This is a genomic window from Cohnella cholangitidis (assembly GCF_014107495.1).
In the GTDB taxonomy this organism is placed as follows: Bacteria; Bacillota; Bacilli; order Paenibacillales; family Paenibacillaceae; genus Cohnella; species Cohnella cholangitidis.
Genome location: NZ_CP041969.1, coordinates 1,304,349 through 1,324,759, shown reverse-complemented (window position 1 = coordinate 1,324,759; position 20,411 = coordinate 1,304,349). Strand labels below are relative to the sequence as shown.

24 protein-coding genes are annotated in these 20,411 nt (G+C 50.1%); 17 read left to right on the top strand and 7 right to left on the bottom strand.

Annotated features, from left to right (window positions below; all coding sequences use genetic code 11):
• Positions 1-6: 6 nt before the first annotated feature.
• The gene (locus tag FPL14_RS06515; protein ID WP_182302250.1) at positions 7-1,065 is read right to left on the bottom strand and encodes an NAD(P)/FAD-dependent oxidoreductase; all 1,059 of its coding nucleotides are present in this window, start codon (positions 1,063-1,065) and stop codon (positions 7-9) included.
• A 77-nt stretch (positions 1,066-1,142) separates the two neighbouring features.
• A complete protein-coding gene (mqnE, locus tag FPL14_RS06510) occupies positions 1,143-2,246 on the bottom strand; it encodes an aminofutalosine synthase MqnE (RefSeq protein ID WP_182302249.1) in 1,104 nt (367 codons plus the stop codon).
• Positions 2,247-2,502: 256 nt separating this feature from the next.
• On the opposite strand from mqnE, the gene FPL14_RS06505 reads away from it, so the two are divergent.
• The 5 genes from FPL14_RS06505 (at position 2,503) to sda (ending at position 5,053) form a co-directional block, all read left to right on the top strand.
• Positions 2,503-2,958: a hypothetical protein gene (locus tag FPL14_RS06505; protein ID WP_182302248.1), complete on the top strand. Its 456-nt coding sequence runs from the start codon at positions 2,503-2,505 to the stop codon at positions 2,956-2,958.
• A 53-nt stretch (positions 2,959-3,011) separates the two neighbouring features.
• A complete protein-coding gene (erpA, locus tag FPL14_RS06500; protein ID WP_182302247.1) occupies positions 3,012-3,371 on the top strand; it encodes an iron-sulfur cluster insertion protein ErpA in 360 nt (119 codons plus the stop codon).
• Positions 3,372-3,588: 217 nt separating this feature from the next.
• Positions 3,589-3,825, top strand: a complete 237-nt coding sequence (locus FPL14_RS06495; RefSeq protein WP_182302246.1) for an aspartyl-phosphate phosphatase Spo0E family protein — start codon at positions 3,589-3,591, stop codon at positions 3,823-3,825.
• A 132-nt stretch (positions 3,826-3,957) separates the two neighbouring features.
• Positions 3,958-4,629, top strand: a complete 672-nt coding sequence (locus FPL14_RS06490) for a YheC/YheD family protein (protein WP_182302245.1) — start codon at positions 3,958-3,960, stop codon at positions 4,627-4,629.
• Between the two features lie 280 nt (positions 4,630-4,909).
• A complete protein-coding gene (gene sda / locus FPL14_RS06485; protein WP_182302244.1) occupies positions 4,910-5,053 on the top strand; it encodes a sporulation histidine kinase inhibitor Sda in 144 nt (47 codons plus the stop codon).
• Between the two features lie 294 nt (positions 5,054-5,347).
• Here the strand turns inward: sda and FPL14_RS06480 are convergent, their stop codons facing one another.
• A complete protein-coding gene (locus FPL14_RS06480) occupies positions 5,348-6,343 on the bottom strand; it encodes an NAD(P)/FAD-dependent oxidoreductase (protein ID WP_407644645.1) in 996 nt (331 codons plus the stop codon).
• 255 nt (positions 6,344-6,598) lie between these two features.
• On the opposite strand from FPL14_RS06480, the gene FPL14_RS06475 reads away from it, so the two are divergent.
• The 3 genes from FPL14_RS06475 (at position 6,599) to aspA (ending at position 9,603) form a co-directional block, all read left to right on the top strand.
• Complete coding sequence (locus FPL14_RS06475) at positions 6,599-7,792, top strand: NAD(P)/FAD-dependent oxidoreductase (RefSeq protein ID WP_182302242.1); 1,194 nt, start codon at positions 6,599-6,601, stop codon at positions 7,790-7,792.
• Complete coding sequence (locus tag FPL14_RS06470; protein WP_182302241.1) at positions 7,792-8,070, top strand: hypothetical protein; 279 nt, start codon at positions 7,792-7,794, stop codon at positions 8,068-8,070. The genes FPL14_RS06475 and FPL14_RS06470 overlap by 1 nt, the downstream gene beginning before the upstream one ends.
• A gap of 114 nt (positions 8,071-8,184) precedes the next feature.
• A complete protein-coding gene (gene aspA, locus FPL14_RS06465; protein WP_182302240.1) occupies positions 8,185-9,603 on the top strand; it encodes an aspartate ammonia-lyase in 1,419 nt (472 codons plus the stop codon).
• Positions 9,604-9,680: 77 nt separating this feature from the next.
• On the opposite strand, the gene hemQ is transcribed toward aspA, so the two are convergent.
• Complete coding sequence (gene hemQ / locus FPL14_RS06460; protein WP_182302239.1) at positions 9,681-10,430, bottom strand: hydrogen peroxide-dependent heme synthase; 750 nt, start codon at positions 10,428-10,430, stop codon at positions 9,681-9,683.
• 198 nt (positions 10,431-10,628) lie between these two features.
• Here hemQ and FPL14_RS06455 point away from each other — a divergent pair, with 198 nt between their 5' ends.
• The 8 genes from FPL14_RS06455 (at position 10,629) to FPL14_RS06420 (ending at position 17,361) form a co-directional block, all read left to right on the top strand.
• Entirely contained in the window at positions 10,629-10,940 is a 312-nt protein-coding gene (locus FPL14_RS06455) for a YuiB family protein (protein WP_182302238.1), read from the top strand.
• 20 nt (positions 10,941-10,960) lie between these two features.
• Entirely contained in the window at positions 10,961-11,377 is a 417-nt protein-coding gene (locus FPL14_RS06450; protein ID WP_229263806.1) for a GtrA family protein, read from the top strand.
• A 178-nt stretch (positions 11,378-11,555) separates the two neighbouring features.
• Complete coding sequence (locus FPL14_RS06445; RefSeq protein WP_229263805.1) at positions 11,556-13,028, top strand: DnaD domain protein; 1,473 nt, start codon at positions 11,556-11,558, stop codon at positions 13,026-13,028.
• Positions 13,029-13,077: 49 nt separating this feature from the next.
• Positions 13,078-14,028: an ATP-binding protein gene (locus FPL14_RS06440; protein WP_182302235.1), complete on the top strand. Its 951-nt coding sequence runs from the start codon at positions 13,078-13,080 to the stop codon at positions 14,026-14,028.
• Between the two features lie 253 nt (positions 14,029-14,281).
• Positions 14,282-15,379 carry a sulfate ABC transporter substrate-binding protein gene (locus tag FPL14_RS06435; RefSeq protein ID WP_407644644.1) on the top strand — a complete coding sequence of 366 codons (1,098 nt, stop codon included), beginning with the start codon at positions 14,282-14,284 and terminating at the stop codon, positions 15,377-15,379.
• Between the two features lie 33 nt (positions 15,380-15,412).
• Entirely contained in the window at positions 15,413-16,261 is an 849-nt protein-coding gene (cysT, locus tag FPL14_RS06430) for a sulfate ABC transporter permease subunit CysT (protein ID WP_182302233.1), read from the top strand.
• A 5-nt stretch (positions 16,262-16,266) separates the two neighbouring features.
• Positions 16,267-17,133, top strand: a complete 867-nt coding sequence (gene cysW, locus FPL14_RS06425; protein ID WP_182302232.1) for a sulfate ABC transporter permease subunit CysW — start codon at positions 16,267-16,269, stop codon at positions 17,131-17,133.
• A 42-nt stretch (positions 17,134-17,175) separates the two neighbouring features.
• Complete coding sequence (locus FPL14_RS06420) at positions 17,176-17,361, top strand: YezD family protein (RefSeq protein WP_182302231.1); 186 nt, start codon at positions 17,176-17,178, stop codon at positions 17,359-17,361.
• Between the two features lie 83 nt (positions 17,362-17,444).
• Here FPL14_RS06420 and FPL14_RS06415 read toward each other — a convergent pair whose 3' ends face one another.
• On the bottom strand, positions 17,445-17,897 hold the full coding sequence (locus tag FPL14_RS06415) for a helix-turn-helix domain-containing protein (RefSeq protein ID WP_182302230.1): 453 nt from the start codon (positions 17,895-17,897) through the stop codon (positions 17,445-17,447).
• 199 nt (positions 17,898-18,096) lie between these two features.
• On the opposite strand from FPL14_RS06415, the gene FPL14_RS06410 reads away from it, so the two are divergent.
• A complete protein-coding gene (locus FPL14_RS06410) occupies positions 18,097-19,008 on the top strand; it encodes a YVTN family beta-propeller repeat protein (RefSeq protein ID WP_182302229.1) in 912 nt (303 codons plus the stop codon).
• A gap of 65 nt (positions 19,009-19,073) precedes the next feature.
• Here FPL14_RS06410 and FPL14_RS06405 read toward each other — a convergent pair whose 3' ends face one another.
• Both FPL14_RS06405 and FPL14_RS06400 read right to left on the bottom strand, forming a co-directional pair.
• Complete coding sequence (locus FPL14_RS06405) at positions 19,074-19,625, bottom strand: TetR/AcrR family transcriptional regulator (protein ID WP_182303878.1); 552 nt, start codon at positions 19,623-19,625, stop codon at positions 19,074-19,076.
• Positions 19,626-19,742: 117 nt separating this feature from the next.
• Complete coding sequence (locus tag FPL14_RS06400) at positions 19,743-20,210, bottom strand: VOC family protein (protein WP_182302228.1); 468 nt, start codon at positions 20,208-20,210, stop codon at positions 19,743-19,745.
• Positions 20,211-20,411 lie beyond the last annotated feature (201 nt).

Sequence of the window (20,411 nt, the reverse complement as noted above, 5' to 3'; positions counted from 1 at the left end):
CTCCCTCTAACCGAAATGGCGTTTGCTTTTCCAGAGCACTCCGCTCTTGAGCATGCGCGGAATACGGCCGAGAAGAGGGGTAGCCCCCATTAAACCGAAGCCGGCTTTTTTTCCTAGAGAACCAAGCACTCCCTTAAGCTTGATGGAGGATAGCTTCGGTTCTTTGTTGTCCAATCGGGCGCGAATGATTTCCGCGACTTGTTTGCCTTGCGCTCCGGCAAGCTGCGCGCTTGGGGAGAAAGGTTGGCTGGAACAATCGCCGATGACGTATACGTGCGGAGCATCGGGAAGCTCATGCCATTCATTGACGATTAGGCGACCTTGCGGATCTTTGGGAAGCGACATGCGCTGAACGAGCTCTACGGGCTGAATTCCCGCCGTCCATACGGTAACATCGGTAAGAATGGGTTCGTCCCCGTTGTGAAGGACTCCTTGCTCTAAGGACGTTATGCTAATGTGCGAGCGCATCTCCACGTCATGCTGACGGAACCAATCCGCGACGTAGGTTTGCAATTTACCCGGAAACGCCGACATGACGCTGTTGCCGCGATCGAGGATGCGAATGTTAATGTCGGCGCGGCTTTCTCGCAATTCCGCCGCGACTTCCACTCCGCTAAGGCCTCCGCCGACAATCGTTAATTGGCCGTACGGGCGGATGTCGTTAATTTGTTGGAAGGTGCGTCGAGTCGACGAAAGCGATTGAATGCTGCAGGAAAATTCGGGAGCGCCTACGATTCCGTGGTAATTGTCCGTGCACCCAAGCGCGATGACCAACGAATCGTAAGAGAGAGGCTCTTGCTCGGTAATATGAACGATCTTATTGTCCAGATCGACGTCGGTTACGTCGCCGTAAACCATCTGCAATTGGGGATGCACGGGGAAGTTAACGCGGATTTCCAAATCGGATACCGTTCCCGCGGCTAACGCGTAGTATTCCGTTTTTAGCCCTTGATAAGGCATGCGATCCACTAGATAAATTCGGGCATCGCTTGGCAAATGCTCCAGCAGCTCCTGAACGACGGTAAGTCCTCCATAGCCGCCGCCTAATACTACGATCTTACTCATACAATAGGCTCCTTTTGCGTCTGTTTGTCTTAGTATGACACAGAAGAGTCCCCGTCTACCCGACGGGGAACTCCGTGTTATTCGTATATTTTCACTTCGTTGTAGAACGTATCGCGCTCGACCGGAATGCGTCCTGCTCCCTTGATTAGCCAAACCAAGTCCTCGCGGGTAATGCCGGCCGGCGTCAACGCTCCAGCCGCGTGGCTGATTTTCTCGCGAACGATCGTGCCGTGCGCATCGGAGGCGCCCATTGTAAGCGCTACCTGGGTCAATTGCGTTCCGATGTTAATGAAATAAGCTTTAATATGCTGAATATTATCGAGCATCAACCGGCTGATCGCGATTGCTTTCAAGTCGTCGTACGCGGAGTTCCTGCGGCGAATGCTCGCTTTGGGACTTATCGGCTGCATGGAGAGAGGGATGAATACTTGGAAGCCGTTCGTCTCGTCCTGAAGCTCGCGAATATGAAGCATGTGCTGAACGCGTTCTTCCAACGACTCGATGGAACCGTACAGCATCGTCGTATGCGTCCGCAAGCCGAGTTCGTGCGCCGTGCGGTGCACATCCAGGTACTGTTGGATATTGGCTTTGTCCACGCGCATCTTTTTACGGTATTGATCGGATAGAATTTCCGCGCCGCCGCCGGTCAACGTCTCCAGCCCGGCTTCGATCAGACGTTCCAGCACTTCCTTGAAGCTTAAGCCGGAGATGCGGGAGAAAAACTCGATTTCGGCGGCCGTATACGCCTTGATCGTCACGTTCGGATACTTGATCTTTAATGCGCGAATCGATTCCACATAGTAATCGAACGGTACGTTAGGATTATGTCCGCCGACGATGTGGAATTCGCGAACGCCGGGATGAATGTGTTGTTCCACGTAATCGATCATTTCCTGCGGCGATAACGTATAAGAACCTTCTTGTCCTTCGTCCTTGCGGAAATTGCAAAACGCGCAATGAGCTTCGCATACGTTCGTGAAGTAGAGGCTCATATTTTCGATAAAATAAACTTTCTTGCCGTTCTTTCTTAAATTAACCTCGTTGGCCAATTGTCCGATCGTCAACAAATCATCGGAACGGTAGAGAAATACGCCGTCTTCAAGTGATAACCGTTGTCCGTTCCTGATCTTGTCGGCGATTTCCGCCATTTGACGATCAGGGTGCGTCGTAACGAGCGTCATGTGATGAGCCTCCTGTAACCCTTAATCTGTTTCATAATAAGTGCGAATAATGTTCGTGAAGGGTTTGTGAAAAAAATAACTTATCATGAAAACGTGCAATTCCTTAGGTGAACAACTGTAAACATTATAAACCTCAATATTATCCTCGGCAACTGGAAATAGAAAACGTATAAACGATGTCAAAATAGGGAATGAACTTGTATAATAAGCCAAATTATGGTTATGTTTAAAATGACAATATTGAACGAGGCGGTGCATGGAAATGAAACCGGATATTTTACCACTCAGCGAGCTGGAGAAGTTGGACGTGGAAGAGAAAATCCAAACGCTTCAAAAGTACAGGGCGGCGTACACGATTAAAGATCTTAGTCAGGCTTGGAGTTTATCAAACCCAATCCAATATTATATGTGGCTGAAAAAACAACGTATATACGAACAGATCGTGAGACGTTCCGACAAGTTCGAACCTTCGAAAGAATGGAAGAGAATGCACGAATCCGGCGGTCGGGAGTTCGATCGCGGTCGGTTGCGGGAGTTGTCGGCCGATCAGTTCCGTTATTTGCTGGATACGGATTCTTCAGGACCGGAGCTGGCAATGGTGTTTCGGAGACTGGCCGATTTCTTGCAAAACGAGCAGGGACAATTCCGCTGCCGGATCGAACTTAAAGCGATCGCCCAGCAACTTGCGGGCGATACCTCACTTGAGGCTTAAAGCTCTCTGGAGTATACTGAAGAGAGAAAGCAGCTCTAAGGAGGGAACCGGATATGGTAAACATCAGCGAATCGGCTACGGATAAAATTCAAGAAATGCTGGCAGCCGAAGAAACTCCGAATTTGTTTCTGCGCATTGGCGTTCAAGAAGGCGGATGCAGCGGATTCTCTTATGGCATGGGATTCGACGACGAAATGCACGACGGCGACAAGGAAATGGACATTCGCGGCGTGAAAGTCGTCGTTGACGGGGATAGCATGAAGTATTTGAACGGCCTCGAGATCGACTGGAAGGAATCCGCCATGGGAGGCGGCTTTACGATCCAGAATCCGAACGCAACGGCAACATGCGGATGCGGCTCGAGCTTCAGAACGGCTACGGAAGCGGGCAATCCCGCGGCGGAACCTTGCTGATCTAAGATTTATGCTTCATTCACGGCCTCTATAACGGGATTAGTCCGAGACTAACCCGTTATGGGGGTCTTTTTTGTTTTGATTTGCGTATTTAGGTGTATCTAACAATTATCTAACACTTCCCCCTGAACTTTACAAAAACTTTAAGTTTATCATAAAGATACAATTAACAATCCGAGTGTTGATGAACGGAATCGTTCGTAAAGGAGATTTCGAGATGGAGAACAAAACGAGAATAAGAAAAATGAGACGGAGAATAGAAAATCTTCGCAACAAAATGGTGCTGGCCTTCGTGCAGAACGGCGCGGATATGAGCCATCCTCAAGTGCTGCGTCTGTCCCAGTTGTTGGATGAACAGCTAAACCGTTACGAACGCTGCAAGGTATACGAACAATCAGAGCCTCCCCGAACGGGAAAGTTGATGGTATTCGCCGCTGTCCATCATTTCGGGTGACCGGGTAAGCCGGCATGGTCGAATGAGAGGGCGATCGAAAGAGGGGCGAATTTCCGGCGTCATCCATCCAAGAACCTGTCCGTCAAACGGAGTATGTATAGAGATATACCCGTAGGAAAGGAGCCTCAATGGATGGAGGTTACGATAAGTCGACAATTGGCCAGTAAGTGGCTGAAGACCAACGCATTGCTTTCCAACCCTTATATTTCCAGGCATATTCCGGCTTCGCGGCTGCTGAATACCGCGAATTTGCGGCTAATGCTATCCAGATACGGCATGGTCGTCGTAAAGCCGGTTCGCGGCGCAGGGGGAATCGGTGTCATTAAAGTTGAAAGAAAGGGAAGCACGTACAGACTAACTCATAAGTCTACTAGTCGTACTTACTCCAGCTTTAGCGGATTGCAACGCGCGCTGAATGCTACTCGCAAAAAACGCGCTTATTTGATTCAAAGAGGAATCCGATTGGCCACGATCGGAGGACGGCCGATTGACTACAGGGTCAAATACGTGAAGGAAAACGGAAGATGGACATACCGATCGATGGTTGGACGATTGGCTAGACCCGGTTTGTTCGTAACGAACCTATGCCGGGGCGGAACCCAGCTGACCGCGGCGCAAGGAATAAGCCGTTCCCTGTCCGGAAAGCTCGTCAAAACGAAGAAACGGGAAATGCGACATTTGACGAATGCTTCCACAATGCTGTTGGAAAGCCGTTTTCCGGGGATCGGATCGCTTGGGTATGATTATGGAATCGACCGAAACGGACATATTTGGATGCTAGAGGTCAATACGCGACCGCAGTAAACCGCTTGATCCGACAGCGTTTTCTATAGATTCCTCTAATTGAATAATTTGCGGTTATGAAAGTTATTTATGATGATCGTTGAGAAAAAGTTGCCGACAAATTGTGTATAACTTCATCCACAATTTGCACATTGCCGACAAAGGATTTCCAGCATTTTTCAACAATATACCCACACTTTGCCCACACCCTTCTGTGGATAACTTGAGGGCTTGTCCGTAAAGTTTAGGACGTGCTATGATGCCTTCACAAAGTTCCTAATTTAAGGAAAGGGTGTGGGCAATGTTGCCTCTGCTGCCTGATGATCTATTGTTGGATGCTTATCGAAGCGCGCTCCGTTTGCGGTTGGAAAGAGAGTTCGTGCACTTATTGCGATCGGAAATCAGAAGAAGAAAGTTGACTATCCCTGAAGAGCGGGTTTTCTAGACATGCCATCCTGTAACTTCGACGCTAAAAGGGTAATGGCAGGAGATACAGCGAACGGCATGTTGGCAAACCGTCTCCCGGACGAATGCGCTTGCGCTTGTCAGCGCGGGTTCATAGGGGGAGTAGGGGCCGCTCCAATCGCTCCAACGACCTTCGTCTTCGGCTGCGGAACCGCACTTCGGACAAGAGGCCTCTAGGGGGTTCAATGCGTTGCATACAGGACAAATCATAAAGGCATCCTCCTAAGGTCCGGAAAATCCGGAATTCCTTAAGTAGGATGCCCTTTTGTTGTTTCTATAATTTCATATTGCTGCTATGTCCGGGAGAAAGCTTAGCGTCGGGATCCACATACACTTTAGCATTGTTGATCGCCGTAGGCGCTTCTCCGAATCCAACCGCAATGAGCTTAAGCTTGCCGGGGTATGTCGTAATATCGCCGGCGGCGAACATGCCGGGAATATTCGTTTCCATGCGAGAATCGACGACGATCGATCCTCCTTCGATATGAAGTCCCCATTCCGCTATCGGTCCGAGCGAGCTGACGAAACCGAAGTTGATAATGACCGCATCGACATCGTATTCGCTAGTCGCGCCGGATTTGACGTCCGTGAGCGTTACTTGTCTAATGGAGCCTTCTCCGTGCAAGGCCGTAATTTCCGTCGGCGTGACGACCTTAACTTTGGATTTCATTAGAAGCTCGACGCTGTGCTCATGCGCGCGGAATTTGTCGCGACGATGCACCAGTATGACTTGCTCCGCGATAGGCTCGAGCATAAGCGCCCAATCGAGCGCGGAATCGCCGCCGCCGCTGATGAGAACTTTCTGTCCGCGGTAACGTTCAAGATCGCTGACGAAATAATGAAGATTGGATTTCTCGTATTGAGCCGCTTCCGGCAATTCCAACCGCCGCGGTTCGAAAGCTCCGACTCCTGCCGTAATAATAACGGCTCGTGCATGATGAACGCGCTTATCGGTAACAATTTCAAAGAGACGTTCTTCTAATTTACTCACCTTGACAACTTTTTCTTCCAAGTACAATTGAGGTTGGAAATGATCCATTTGAATCTTTAAATTGTTGACCAGTTCCTGAGCAGTTACTTTCGGAAACCCCGCGACATCATAGATGTATTTCTCAGGGTATAGCGCGGCGAGCTGGCCGCCTAGCTGAGGCATGCTTTCGATAAGACTGACCGACATTTGTCGCATTCCGCCATAGAAGGCGGCGAACATCCCGGCAGGGCCTCCGCCGATAATGACGACGTCTACGGCAGATACATTGCTTTGATTCAAAAGGGTGACACCTCCGTTAATCATGCCAAATCTTTAGGAACTAAACGTTAACTAAACGTATCCATTATAATCTTGCGGCCGTGGCATGAAAAGGATTTTGTAAAGAAGTCCAAATTAATTCGTGAAAAAGAACCTTGAAAATTGTTGGAAAAGCTTATATGATCATTTGTGTGGAGCACTATTTTGTGACATAACGGAGAACATTGTGTAATTTTTCACAAACTAAACACAAACAGGGATTGGATGGGATCATCAATGAGCAGTATACCTAAAATCGTGATTCTGGGAGCAGGCTACGGCGGCGTGTTAACCTCGCTTCGACTGCAAAAGGAATTAAATTATAATGAAGCGGACGTAACTCTGGTCAACAAACATGACTACCATTATATTACGACTCACTTGCATATGCCGGCGGCAGGTACGGACAATCCGGAAAACGCGCGCGTAAACATTTCCAAATTGATCGACGAATTCAAAATCGATTTCGTGAAATCGACGGTAGTGCAAATTCGCCCGCAAGACCGAAAAGTCATTCTTGAAGACGGAACGCTGTCTTACGATTACCTGATCATCGGTCTGGGCGGCGAATCGGAAACGTTCGGCATCCCGGGACTCGGCGAATACGCGATGAACATCCGCAGCATCAACTCCGTTCGCCTGATCCGCGAGCATATCGAATACCAATTCGCTCGTTTCAAACGCGAGCCGCACCGTACGGATTACCTGACGTTCGTAGTCGGCGGCGCCGGATTTACGGGTATCGAGTTTATCGGAGAATTGGCGGATCGCATTCCGGAACTGTGCAAACAATTCGACGTCGACCCTGCGCTCGTCAAGATCGTCAATATCGAAGCGGCTCCGACGGCGTTGCCGGGCTTCGATCCTGAATTGGTCGAATACGCGATGCAAGTTCTTCAGAAGAAGGGCGTTACGTTCCGCATCGGCACGGCCATTAAAGAATGTACTCCTGACGGCGTAATCGTCGGAGAAGGCGAAGAGATCAAATCGCAAACGGTTATCTGGACCGGCGGCGTACGCGGTAACCGCCTCATCGAAGAAGCGGGCTTCGAAACGATGAGAGGACGCGTGAAGGTAGACGAATTCCTGCGCGCTCCAGGCCACGATAACGTATATATTCTGGGCGACAACTCCCTTGTCTTTAACCCGGAAGGACGTCCGTACCCGCCGACCGCGCAAATGGCTATGCAACAAGGCGTGAACTGCGCGCATAACTTGGTTGCGTCGATTCGTAACCAACCGTTGAAAACTTACTCTTTCTCCAACAAAGGTACGGTTGCATCCCTTGGCAAAGGCGAAGCGATCGGCATTGCCTTCGGCAAGAAATATAAAGGCCGCGTGGCGGCATGGTTGAAAAAAGCAATCGACATTCGTTACCTGTTCATTATCGGCGGTATTCCGTTAGTATTGCGCAAAGGCAAGTTCTTCTAATGAGACACTGCAGCGTGCAAGTGCGGGGCCTGCTGACTCGGGATGAGCTGGACCGCTACAACGCGCTGATGGAAGTAGGCTCTTATTTGGAATCGCAAAGCCGATACGACCTGGCGGCGACGGTTCAAGCGGAAGTGGATCTTCTCATCCAACCCGGCATCGAACGGCTTAAAGAGAAAGGCCGGGCGAGAGACCGCATGACGCAAGAGTATTTGGAAGAAAAGCGCCGTGCGGAATGGGAAGCGCAGATGCGCGAATTGGACGACGAAGAGGAATAATGCGAAGCCGGATTCGGATCTCCTTGGCAGTAGGGAGCTGAATCCGGTTTTTTGTTAGGCACGCTCTATTCGGTGTAGAATAGGGATACATAACTCAATCAGGGAGAGATTGCGATGACTGCACGGATTGAAAAAGATTCTATTGGAAGCAAAGAAGTTCCAAACGCGGTTTACTACGGTATCCAGACGCTTAGAGCCGTGGAAAATTTTCCGATTACCGGCGTACCCGTCCATCCCGAACTGGTCATTGCTTTAGCTCGCGTGAAAAAGGCCGCCGCCCAAGCGAACATGGAGCTTAAACGGCTTCCGCACGGAATCGGACAAGCCATTATTCAGGCGTCCGAAGAAGTCGCCCAAGGGCAATGGGCCGATCAATTTATCGTCGATTCCATTCAGGGCGGAGCCGGGACATCGATCAACATGAACATGAACGAAGTTCTTGCGAATCGGGCTTTGGAAATTATGGGGCATAAAAAAGGCGATTATTTTCATTGCAATCCCAATAATCATGTAAACATGTCGCAATCCACGAACGACGCGATTCCGACGGCGTTGAGATTGGCCGCGCACGTCCTGACAGGTCAACTGCTGGAGACGATGCGGGTCGTGCAACAGGGCTTCGCGACGAAACAAGCGGAATTCGACGACGTCATCAAAATGGGTCGAACCCATCTGCAGGATGCGGTTCCGATTCGGATGGGACAGGAGTTCGGGGCGTATGCCAAAGTGCTGGCTCGGGATATCGGAAGAATCGCCAGGGCTGCCGAGGGTCTGCTCTCCGTTAATATGGGCGCAACCGCGGTTGGAACCGGACTGAATGCGACAGTGGAGTATATCGAGCTTGTCGTGAAGCATTTGGCGGACGATCTTCGCATTCCGGTTCACTCCGCCGCGGATTTGGTGGACGCTACGCAGAATACCGACGCCTATACCGAACTGTCGGCGGCATTAAAAGTGTGCGCCGTCAATTTGTCCAAAATATGCAACGATATTCGATTGATGGCTTCCGGCCCTCACGTCGGGTTAAACGAGCTTAAGCTTCCCCCAAGACAGCCTGGCTCTTCGATTATGCCGGGCAAAGTTAATCCGGTCATGGCCGAGGTCGTGAACCAGGTCGCCTTTCAGGTCATGGGCAACGACCATACGATCTGCATGGCTTCCGAAGCCGGGCAGTTCGAGCTTAACGTCATGGGACCCGTCATCGCCTTCAATTTGTTGCAATCGCTTCAGGTCATGCAAAGAGCGTTGGACGTATTTTACCGGTATGCCCTTGAAGGCATGGAAGCTAATCGGGACAGATGCCGGGCATACGTCGAGCAGAGCTTCGGCATCGTGACGGCGTTGAATCCTCATCTCGGATACGACGTCGCGGCGCAATTGGTGAAAGAGGCTACGGCAACGGGGATGACGATCAAGGAATTGATCCTGGAAAGAGGCTTGCTGACTCCCGAGGAGATGGACGAAATTTTGGATCCGGTGCAAATGACGACTCCGGGAATCGCGGGGGAACGATTGCTGAAGGATCAGGTTTGAGCATGTGAGCAAAATAAAAGTCCATGCTTCTCCGGATCGGAGAGTGCATGGACTTTATTATTGCGAACCCGAAAGTTCTATTCGTTGCTCAGCAATCGGGTCAGCGATTCGCTAGTCTGAATATTGCCGACGTAGAATGCGCCGAACTCTCCGTAACGGGCGCTTACTTCGTCGAAGCGCATTTCGTATACGAGTTTCTTGAATTGCAGCGCATCGTCCGCGAACAATGTGACGCCCCATTCCCAATCGTCGAAGCCGACCGATCCGGAAATGATCTGTTTGACTTTGCCCGCGTAACCGCGACCGATCATGCCGTGGCTTCTCATCAGGTTTTTGCGATCTTCCATCGGAAGCATATACCAGTTGTCTTGAAGGTCGCGTTTCTTGTTCATCGGGTAGAAGCAAATATGTTTGCTCTTAGGCAGGGTCGGCTTCAAACGGGCGACGATCTCCGGCACTTGCAGCGGGTCGACGCCTGGAGCCGCCATATAATTGCTTAACTCCACGACGCTGACGTAAGAATATTCTTTAAGGGTATACTTGGCGAAGCTGGAACGGTTAAACGCGTTCTCGATCGCGTTAAGCTCTTCTAACGTCTCGCGCAAATGCATGAAGATGAGATCCGCTTTTTGTCCTACGATCGAGTAGATCGCCAAGCTTCCCTCTTTACGGGCTTCGACCGCTTCCCAATCGGAAACGAGCTTCGACAACTCGTTCAAAGCGGTATCTTTCTCCGCAGGCGATGCGGCATTCCAAGCTTGCCAATCGATACTGCGCAAATCGTGCAATACATACCAGCCATCCAGCGTTTGAGCGGCTTCGCTCATGAATGATCACTCCTTGTCCAACATGCTTTTCCCATTGTAGCCCAATTGGGAGGAAGGGGGCAAACCCATATCCGCGTCGCTGGCGGGAAAAATGAAATTCCCTTCCGTTTTGTTCACATCCCATTCACACCCTGCTCGTTGACTGACGCGAAACCAACTTGTAAACTGGTACAGTACACTATTTTGGAGGGACCTATCATGACCGGTGGAATACTCGGCGGGATTTTGTTCGGAATCGTCGGCTCGTTGCTCTGTCTGGTGCTTTTTTTCGGCATCGGTTTCATATTGAACATGTTAATCAAGACGACTTGGTTTCCGCTATGGCTTTTCCTGATCATTGTCACGCCTTTGGGCATTTGGCAATTGTGGCAGAATGACTTAAGCGTAACTGAAAATATACAGTCGCTGCTCGTGTCGGATATGATATTGATCATAGCGGGAGCTGTGGGCGCATACTTAAGCGGCTGGTCGATCCGGGCGCTGCGGCGCGGCGGTTACAAAATGTTCTAAGTTCGGTCAGGAGGAGTATGATGCTCCGATTATCGGAAAGTAAAAAGATAGCGAAATTCGCGATCGTGGGCGGGTTGAACACGGGGGTGGATTTCGCTGTTTTTTGTACGTTGGTATACGGGATAGGTTTTGGGACGTTTTGGGCCCAATGTATTTCCTACGTCGCGGGAGTAGCCAACAGTTATTTGCTGAATCGTTACTGGACGTTTCAGGTGAAGGAACGACGAAGCGCTGGGGAGCTTGTACGTTTTATTCTGGTTAACTTGCTGTCGTTCGGCGCGGCCACGTTGGTCTTGTTAGGCTTGGAGAGTTGGGGAATAGAGCCCGCGTTCGCCAAAATCCTATCCGTGGCATGCTCGCTTGCCGTTAATTACGTTGGTTATCGACTATGGGTTTTTCGCGTTTCGGAGAAAACCGCTCGGACGATAAGAGAATAGAAGACCGATAGACTCCCGAAGAGCGGGGAACGAGGATGACGGATGCGTGTTTCCGGTTATCGCGCCGCTCTAGGAGTCTATTTTTACATCTCTTCGGACGGGGCGATTTGTGCTACAATAGAACAATCATTATTTAGGGAAAAGAGTTGTCGATCCCGCTATGCGCGTGTCGAATATTATGGAATTTACCGAAAACCATCGTTATTTTGCGAGTCGCGATTTTGCCCTTAGCGGATTGGACCGCAAAGTGTTTATATCCCTCTATCAGCCGATGGTGGGGGCGATTTCCGCTGCTCTCTATCTGCTGCTCTATCATCAATTCTCGGAGGACTGCGCGGGGCATTCCTCGATCGAACAGCAACGCAAGCTATTCCTAGGGTTGGGATTGGAATTGAACGCCGTTGGTCGCCAAACGGCTATCGACGCGGCTTCGCGGCTTGAAGCCGTAGGGCTGCTGCAAGTGTACCGCAATCATAATCCGTTAACGGAAGAATCCATATACGAGTACGTGCTTCTTCAGCCGCTCAGCTCGGCCGAGTTTTTCTCCAATGTTCATCTGACGCTCCTGTTAAGAGACAAAATAGGGAAAAGCGCGTTACTGGAGCTGCGGGAAGGATTCATTTCCCGGCAACCGCCGGAGCTTGCCAGATTCGTTAATCGGGAAGAGGCGACCGTGCCGTTCTATGAGATGTTTCGGATCAGTTCCGGAACGTTGGACCCGGAGCTCGAGAGCGCATGGGCGGAAAGCGCCACCGCCAAAGAAAGAGCGCCGTCCTTTCAACCGCAGGAAAACATCCGGCATAGCGAGATGATGTTGAGATTTCCGCGAGGTTCGGCCAATCGGGGATTCGTGGAGCGGCTTAATCGCGCGCCCGAGTCCATGGCCCAGTTAAATTATTTATCCTATAAATTTAATTTGGAAGTACCCGAAATTTGCCGGCTTCTCGACGAAGATGGGATATTCCATTCGGACGGCACTTTGAATTGGGACGAGCTTCAGATCCGTGCCAATCTTATGTATCGCCAAGATCGCAAACGGGAAGAGGAGCGGGAGCGGTTTTTCGCGCGAGGCGAAGAACGCCAGCCGTTCGAGGACGATGTTCAGGGAACGACGAGTTCATCGTTGCAATTGGAAATCCCCGAGCGGTTTAATGGGGAGGTTTCCGTCGCCCGTTATAACGAGATGCTGCGGCGAGAGCCGTATACGAGAATGCTTGAACGCTATTTTCCGGGAGCCGTTCCGGACGCCTTCATTCGTATTTTCGAACGGATAGACATCAACTATAAGCTGCCCGAGCCCGTCATCAACGTTCTTATCCATTACGTGTTCTCGTTAAGCCGTGCGCAAAGATTAACGAAATCTTTCGTGGATTCCATTGCGTCCAACATGCTGGCCAAAGGAATCGATACGCTGGATAAAGCCGTTATGTACATTCATGAGCAGGAGAAGCTGAATGCCTCGCTGGAGCGTAAGCGGAAGGGCGAAGAGCCTGCGAGGGCGGGAGCGGGTTCCTACGGCGCGCAAGGGCGAAATACGAGACGGAAGCCGGCTATGTCGGTCGTTAAGGATACCGGACCGGCTCAAGAGGTTACGCCGGAAGAGCTTGAGAGGATGCTTGAGCTCGCTAGAGAGTTGAAGGGGAAAAGCTAACGGTTAGAGAGTAGGAATCGAACGACTTAAGCGGAAGGAGGGACGGGAAATGGAATCTTTAGGAGAGGCTTTGCGCCATATGCCTGCGTTTCCGGGTAGGGGAAACGCCGAACAAATCGCCAGTCAGGTATTAAACGATCCGCTCGTTCTGAAATTGCGCTCCCGGTATCCCGAGCTGAACGACGCTGTATTGCGGTCTAATTTAAATCGACTCTATCAGATGACCACGGAATATCGGGCCTGCAAAGAATGTCCGGGATTAGCCCGATGCCCGAACGATATGCAAGGCCATTCGACGGGGATTAGCTGCGTGGAAATCAACGGCCGTTGGCAGATTAACGATTATAAAACCGCCTGCTCTAAGTGGACGGCTAATGAGCAACAAGAGCAAATCCGCCGCAGAATTACGAGCTTTTACGTCGATGAAACCGTCTTGGGAGAGGATTACGACGAGGCGGAGATGCTGGAGCTGGACGCCAACCGATTGGTTGCCGTGAATCAATTGCACAGCTATGTCCGGACGACGATCAACGAAGGGTTGCAAAAGCGAGGAATATTCTTAACGGGGGATTTCGGAACGGGCAAGACGTATCTGGCGGGATATATGCTTCAGAAGCTGGCTAAGGCAGGTTTCTCGGGCGTTATCGTGTACATGCCGGAGTTCGTCGAGGATGCCAAAGCGCTCATGTTCGAGCCGCAAAAGCTCAAAGAGACGATCACGCTCATGAAAGAAGCCGATCTGCTCGTGTTCGACGATATCGGCGCGGAGAATTTGACCCCGTGGGTCAGAGATCACGTGCTCGGAGCGATTCTGAACCATCGGATGAATCGCAAGCCGACTTTCTACACCTCGAACCATGGCCTCGAAGATTTGGAGAGACATTTCAGCTTTACCCATAAGGAAGGCGAAGAGATGCACAAGGGTCAACGTCTGATGGATCGCGTACGTCCTTTCGTCGATGTCATTCATGTCAGAGGCCGCAATCAACGGGGCTCGTAACAATATCGCAATAATAACAGGGCTGCCCCATTGGGGCAGCTCTTTTTTGTTTCAACAAAGATTTATCAATTTTTTTTATAGCACTTATTGACAGTAAGCAAGATCACCTGCTATTATGACTTCAATAACCTACTAAACAGGTAGGAATTATAAGATGTATCGGAATTGTATGTTAGTCGATCGACCGGAACGGCCATCCGGAGACAAGCGAGATTCCATCGTTCAAACAACTAAAAATTAGGGGTGCATGAAAATGAAAACATTTAAAAACCTCCAACTGGTACTTATCGCGTCATTGATTATTACCGTATTGGCAGCATGCGGATCCAAAAACAACAACGAACCTGCCTCGGCAAGCAGCTCCAACGCAAGCGCAAGTCCTAGCGCGTCTGCAAGCGAGCCCGGCAACGCTCCGAAAGACATCGAATTGCTTAACGTGTCCTACGATCCGACGCGTGAACTTTACGAGGAATATAATAAGAGCTTCGCGGCTTACTGGAAAGAAAAAACGGGAGGCAACGTTACGATCAAGCAATCCCACGGCGGTTCGGGCAAGCAAGCCCGCGCGGTAATCGACGGATTGGAAGCGGACGTCGTTACGTTAGCGCTCGGATATGATATCGATGCAATCGTGGACGCAGGCGCAGTGAATGCGGATTGGCAGAAAAAATTCGAACAAAACAGCACGCCTTATACTTCAACGATCGTGTTTTTGGTTCGCAAGGGAAATCCAAAAGCAATCAAGGACTGGGGCGACCTGATTAAAGACGGCATCCAAGTCATTACTCCGAATCCGAAAACGTCCGGCGGAGCTCGCTGGAACTACCTTGCGGCATGGGGTTATGCGACCAAGACGCTCGGCTACGACGAACCGCAAACGTTGGAATTTCTGAAGAAGCTGTTCAAAAACGTACCGGTTCTGGATACGGGAGCGCGCGGTTCGACGACGACGTTCGTTGAAAAAGGAATCGGCGACGTGTTGCTTGCCTGGGAGAACGAAGCTTATCTGGCGCTGAAGGAGTTCGGCGACGAGTATGAAATCGTAACGCCTTCCATCAGTATTTTGGCGGAACCTCCGGTAGCGATCGTGGATAAGAACGTGGATAAGAAAGGCACCCGCGAGGCGGCCGAAGAATATCTCAAGTATTTGTACACCGAGCAAGGACAGGAAATCGCGGCTAAAAACTTCTACCGTCCGCGCCTTCAATCGGTTGCCGATAAGTATAAGGACCAATTCGGACAATTGAATCTGTTAACGATCGACCAGGATTTCGGAGGGTGGAAGGAAGCGCAAGCAAAACATTTCTCCGATGGCGGAACGTTCGACAAAATTTATACGCCGGGTTCCTAACCAAGGGCCGAGAAGAGAGGTTAAGGCGGGCATATGACATTACTTCGTCGCAAGAAAGACCGGGTATTGCCTGGGTTATCCATCACATTAGGATTTTCGGTCCTGTATTTGAGCTTGATCGTACTGATTCCATTGGCGGCTCTGGCGCTGAAGTCGGCAGAGCTGTCCCCCTCCGAGTGGTGGGATACCGTATCCGATCCCCGGGTCGTTGCTTCCTACAGGCTTAGTTTGTTAACCGCCTTCTTCGCGGCTTTGGTTAATCTGGTGTTCGGTCTGTTGCTCGCATGGGTGCTAGTGAGATACAAGTTTCCCGGCAAAAGAATCGTAGACGGTCTTATCGATTTGCCGTTTGCCCTCCCAACCGCCGTGGCGGGGATCGCCTTAACGACGATCTATGCTCCGAAAGGTTGGGTAGGATCGCTCCTTGAGCCGCTCGGCATTAAGGTTGCTTACACTCCGCTCGGTATTACGCTCGCGCTGATCTTCATTGGCATTCCGTTCGTCGTCCGGACGGTTCAGCCGGTTCTGCAGGACATGGAATCCGATATGGAAGAAGCGGCGGTGCTTCTCGGTTCGTACCGTGCGAGAACGTTCTTCAAAGTGATTTTGCCGGACTTGATTCCTCCGTTGCTGACCGGGTTCGCGTTGGCGTTCGCGCGCGGCATCGGGGAGTACGGCTCGGTCGTATTCATCTCCGGCAATATGCCGATGAAAACCGAGATCGCCCCTCTACTTATCATTACGAAACTTGAACAATACGAATACAGCCAAGCCGCTGCCGTAGCGGTCGTGCTGCTCTTGATTTCCTTCGTATTGTTGCTCTTCATCAACATCTTGCAAAGATGGAGCAATCGACGCCTGCGCTCCGTTAAAGGAGGTTAATCGACATGGCGGGAATCGTTACGAATCCCCGTTCGGGGAAAAGCCAGCCAATAAAGCCTCACTTAACGGAATCCAGAACGGTACGTTATATCTTGATCGGAATCGCGCTTCTGTTTCTCGGACTGATTGTCATTCTTCCGATGGTATCCGTTATTGCCGAGTCGTTCCGCAAAGGGTGGGAAGCGTACCTATCCGCGCTTTCCGATCCGGATGCGATGTCGGCGCTCAAGCTGACTCTAATTACCGCGGCGATTGCCGTTCCATTGAACACGATATTCGGGGTTGCGGCGGCATGGGCCATTACGAAATTCAAATTTCGCGGTAAAAACCTGCTCATAACCCTAATCGATCTACCGTTCGCCGTTTCTCCAGTAGTGAGTGGACTTATCTACGTCCTGCTGTTCGGCGCTCAAGGCTTTTTGGGCCCATGGCTGGATGAGCATAACATCAATATTATTTTCGCGACGCCGGGGATCGTGTTGGCGACCATGTTCGTTACGTTCCCTTTTGTAGCCAGAGAGCTTATCCCTCTCATGGAGGCGCAAGGCGTTCAAGACGAAGAAGCTGCGGTTAGCTTGGGAGCTCGCGGTTGGCGCGTCTTCTTCAAGGTAACGTTGCCCAATATCAAGTGGGGACTGTTGTACGGCATGATTTTGTGTAATGCGCGAGCGATGGGAGAGTTCGGTGCGGTATCCGTCGTCTCCGGTCATATCCGGGGCGAGACGAACACCTTGCCGTTGCATATCGAAATCGTGTACAACGAGTACCAATTCAGCGCAGCGTTTGCCGTTGCTTCGTTATTGATGGTATTGGCGATTATCACTCTCGTCGCGAAATCGATCTTGGAGAGCCGCATGAGCCAGGAACATTGAGTCGATTTCAAACTATGGAAACTATTCTGGGAGGGAAATGAGATGGCGAAACCGGTAGAAGTGGATGATCGTTGGCTGGGGCGCATTGCCGAGCAAGTAAACGGATTGGAGTATGGCGAGGTGAACATCGTCGTCCACGACGGCAGAATCGTTCAGATCGAACGCAAGGAACGCAAACGTTACGACGACTCCATCCGAGTCGTTAAAACAGGACAAAAAGAAGCTTAGAGCTTCCATACGAATATAGCCCGGGAGCCCGCTTATCGAAGCGGGCTTCCTGGCGTTGGGGCGATTCGGGCTGAAACGGACCGTTAGTCTTTTTTATATTTATCTTTGAGGATCCCGGACCCCATTCCTGCTCCCGCCATTAGGATGAGAGATCCAAAATTCCAAAAAAACGATCCCCCGGGAAGCGGAATGTCCAAAGGAGTTATTTTGTTCAAGAGGAGGATTCCCAGTTTCAGGATTAACAAAACAACGCCGACTAGAAACAAGACATCGAACATTAACTTTGACTTGGGGTAAGCCAATCGTTTGCTGTCTTTAATCACTTTCTTGGTCAGCTCCTCGTCGCTTCTCAGTAATTCGTCGATCGTTATTCCAAAGAGATCGCTTAAGTTAATGATGACTTCAATACTCGGATAGTTCAGGCCGTTTTCCCATTTCGATACGGACTGCCGGCTAACAAAAAGCTTTGCGGCTAGTTCCTCTTGAGACCATCCCTTCTTTTTTCTCTCCGTCTTTAACTTTTCTCCAAAGATCATTCAACAACAACCTTTCGGATTTTATGATTCATTATTCGATTATCGTCTGGCGAAAGTAAAGACCGTTTTAGTTGCCGGCGCTCCGCAACTCGCGGTTGCGTCTTGAAACCCTATATCTCAAGCTGTCGCGGATCGCCGTGTCGCTCCTTTAAGCAAATTAATAGACTAAATTACATCATAATAAAGGAGGGCTAGTCCCTTGACCGTATGCAGGCCTTCGCCATCATTTCATTTCGCGTACGTCACGAATTTCGACGATGATTCCGTGTCGGCGATCGATACCCGAACCAAAAAAGTCAAGGCAACGATCAAGACCGGCCGCGGACCTTTCGAGATTGCCGTTACACCCGATCGAAAGTACGCTTATGTTGTGAATAAACGCGATAACACCGCACAAGTGATCAAAAGAAAAACAAATACGATTATCCGTACCATCCGGGTCGGAAACGCTCCATCGGACGTAGGGACTTCCCGAAACTTCGTCTACGTTACGAACTCGGCTGACAATACCGTTTCCGTAATTTGCCCGAAGAAACAAAGAGTCGTTAAAACGATAAGGGTCGGAAAAAGACCGGTAGGAGTAACCGTTACTCCCAAGAAGATCGGCTTAAGAACTTTAGGATTCGTAAGCAATATAGACAGCAATACGATTTCGATTTTCGATGCGAAAAACAACAAGGTCGTCGATACGATAAAAGCCGGCGTCGGTCCGGATCAAATTGCTTTCGCGAAGAACGGCAAATTAGCTTACGTCACCACGAAGAATAACGTATCGGTCATAGGCGTTCGCAGCCGAAGGATCCTAAAAAGGATTCGAGTCGGCCGTAGTCCGGTCGGCGTGGCCATAACCCCTGACAATAAATTCGCCTACGTCGGCAATGAAGGGGATAACACGGTTTCCGTTATCAAACTAATAAGTAACAAGGTAATAGCTACAATCCCGGTGGGAATCAAACCCGGTATCGTTGCTATTACGCAAGATAGTAAATATGCTTATGCGGCTAATTTTGGAGAAGACACCGTATCCGTGATTAGAATCAGGGATAATAAGGTTGTTAAGACGATAAAAGTAGGAAATAAGGCATCTGGTATTGCTATTATCCCTTTATAGATAGCTCCGCAGATAACAGGCTGCCGGTATTATCGGCAGCCTGTTCAGCTAAGCGGTTTATTCACTCAATGTGCAAAAGCTTTCAGAAAATGAGAAATAACGGATATCGTTTCCTCCAGCGACTGATCGGCATCCGGACTTTGCGCAATCCATAACGCGGATTCGTTAAGGGCGCCCGAGACAAAATGAGTCAATGCATCTAACGGTACCGGCTTAAGGCAACCTTGTCGCTGCATTAGCTCCAATTGCTCGCGCAAGTGCCGCATCGAGTTCTCCTCGTCCATCCTTCTCCAAGCTTCCCAACCCAATACGGCAGGACCGTCTATGAGCAATATTCGTCTAATGCGCGGTTCAACGGCAGCCGCGACAAATGCGCGGCTGCCTAGAATAAGTTGTTCCAATGCATCATCGCTTCGGGCCGCCTCTGCTTCTACCCTTTCGCTGATTTCCGTCTGAACGGATTCAAGCACGGCTTGAAACAAGCCTTTCTTGCTGCCGAAATGATGGTAAAGAGCGCCTCGGGTCAGTTCGGCCTCCGCCACGATTTCTTCCATGGACGATTCCGCATACCCATACTCCGTAAAGTGTTTCCAGGCTACTTGTATCAGTTTGACAATCGTTTCGGACGCTTCTCCTTGCTTTTTTTCATGTCGGTTTCCTTCTCCTGTTTTCCGTCATTTCTCCATAAGCTTCGATATCTCGAGCGCGTTCTTGTCTCCTGATAACCAGCGACCTTAATCCACGGAGAGCAATCCACCGCCCGCGTTCTTATCCAGCCAAGGCTTCTCATTGTATTTTTCGCTATACGCGGTGGAAGGCGGGATAATGCTGATCACATCGATCAATACGCCATTTGGATCGCTTGTGATAAAATGCCGCTGTCCGAACTCTTCGTCCCGGATATCGAGCAGCAGGGGAAGCTTCTCCCGCTTGATAAGTCTTTCGTACTCCGCGTCCACATCATCCACTTCGAAGTTGAGAATTAGTCCGTTCACCGAATGTCTGTATGCAGTCGGTACGGTAGGATGGCCGGATTCCAGGATAGCGAGCTCGAACGAAGTTTCGGTATCCCGGAGCAATCGCAGGCTTATATACCATTCGGCCTCGAATACGATCTCAAACCCAAACTGATTTCGATAAAATTCGGCGCTTAAAGCCACTTGATTAGTTAAAATAACCGGATAAAAGCTGGAAATTTTCATAGCCGCATTCTCCTTCGCAGGTTTATAACCGAATCTTAACATACATTCTGTATGTATGTAAATTCGAAGTAGCACGATTTGCATCGAGAGATGGAATAAAACAGCGGCAATCTATATCTTTATTTTTATCGAAAGTAGACGCCGATTAACTTTGGTTAATACTCATCGCAGGTTACATATTGTAAAATAGGCTTCTAATCT

Excerpts from the sequence above, each read along its gene's own strand:
- FPL14_RS06515 (WP_182302250.1), bottom strand. The coding sequence starts at position 1,065 with ATGAGTAAGATCGTAGTATTAGGCGGCGGCTATGGAGGACTTACCGTC.
- mqnE (WP_182302249.1), bottom strand. The coding sequence starts at position 2,246 with ATGACGCTCGTTACGACGCACCCTGATCGTCAAATGGCGGAAATCGCC.
- FPL14_RS06505 (WP_182302248.1), top strand. The coding sequence starts at position 2,503 with ATGGAAATGAAACCGGATATTTTACCACTCAGCGAGCTGGAGAAGTTG.
- erpA (WP_182302247.1), top strand. The coding sequence starts at position 3,012 with ATGGTAAACATCAGCGAATCGGCTACGGATAAAATTCAAGAAATGCTG.
- FPL14_RS06495 (WP_182302246.1), top strand. The coding sequence starts at position 3,589 with ATGGAGAACAAAACGAGAATAAGAAAAATGAGACGGAGAATAGAAAAT.
- FPL14_RS06490 (WP_182302245.1), top strand. The coding sequence starts at position 3,958 with ATGGAGGTTACGATAAGTCGACAATTGGCCAGTAAGTGGCTGAAGACC.
- sda (WP_182302244.1), top strand. The coding sequence starts at position 4,910 with ATGTTGCCTCTGCTGCCTGATGATCTATTGTTGGATGCTTATCGAAGC.
- FPL14_RS06475 (WP_182302242.1), top strand. The coding sequence starts at position 6,599 with ATGAGCAGTATACCTAAAATCGTGATTCTGGGAGCAGGCTACGGCGGC.
- FPL14_RS06470 (WP_182302241.1), top strand. The coding sequence starts at position 7,792 with ATGAGACACTGCAGCGTGCAAGTGCGGGGCCTGCTGACTCGGGATGAG.
- aspA (WP_182302240.1), top strand. The coding sequence starts at position 8,185 with ATGACTGCACGGATTGAAAAAGATTCTATTGGAAGCAAAGAAGTTCCA.
- hemQ (WP_182302239.1), bottom strand. The coding sequence starts at position 10,430 with ATGAGCGAAGCCGCTCAAACGCTGGATGGCTGGTATGTATTGCACGAT.
- FPL14_RS06455 (WP_182302238.1), top strand. The coding sequence starts at position 10,629 with ATGACCGGTGGAATACTCGGCGGGATTTTGTTCGGAATCGTCGGCTCG.
- FPL14_RS06450 (WP_229263806.1), top strand. The coding sequence starts at position 10,961 with ATGCTCCGATTATCGGAAAGTAAAAAGATAGCGAAATTCGCGATCGTG.
- FPL14_RS06445 (WP_229263805.1), top strand. The coding sequence starts at position 11,556 with ATGGAATTTACCGAAAACCATCGTTATTTTGCGAGTCGCGATTTTGCC.
- FPL14_RS06440 (WP_182302235.1), top strand. The coding sequence starts at position 13,078 with ATGGAATCTTTAGGAGAGGCTTTGCGCCATATGCCTGCGTTTCCGGGT.
- FPL14_RS06435 (WP_407644644.1), top strand. The coding sequence starts at position 14,282 with ATGAAAACATTTAAAAACCTCCAACTGGTACTTATCGCGTCATTGATT.
- cysT (WP_182302233.1), top strand. The coding sequence starts at position 15,413 with ATGACATTACTTCGTCGCAAGAAAGACCGGGTATTGCCTGGGTTATCC.
- cysW (WP_182302232.1), top strand. The coding sequence starts at position 16,267 with ATGGCGGGAATCGTTACGAATCCCCGTTCGGGGAAAAGCCAGCCAATA.
- FPL14_RS06420 (WP_182302231.1), top strand. The coding sequence starts at position 17,176 with ATGGCGAAACCGGTAGAAGTGGATGATCGTTGGCTGGGGCGCATTGCC.
- FPL14_RS06415 (WP_182302230.1), bottom strand. The coding sequence starts at position 17,897 with ATGATCTTTGGAGAAAAGTTAAAGACGGAGAGAAAAAAGAAGGGATGG.
- FPL14_RS06400 (WP_182302228.1), bottom strand. The coding sequence starts at position 20,210 with ATGAAAATTTCCAGCTTTTATCCGGTTATTTTAACTAATCAAGTGGCT.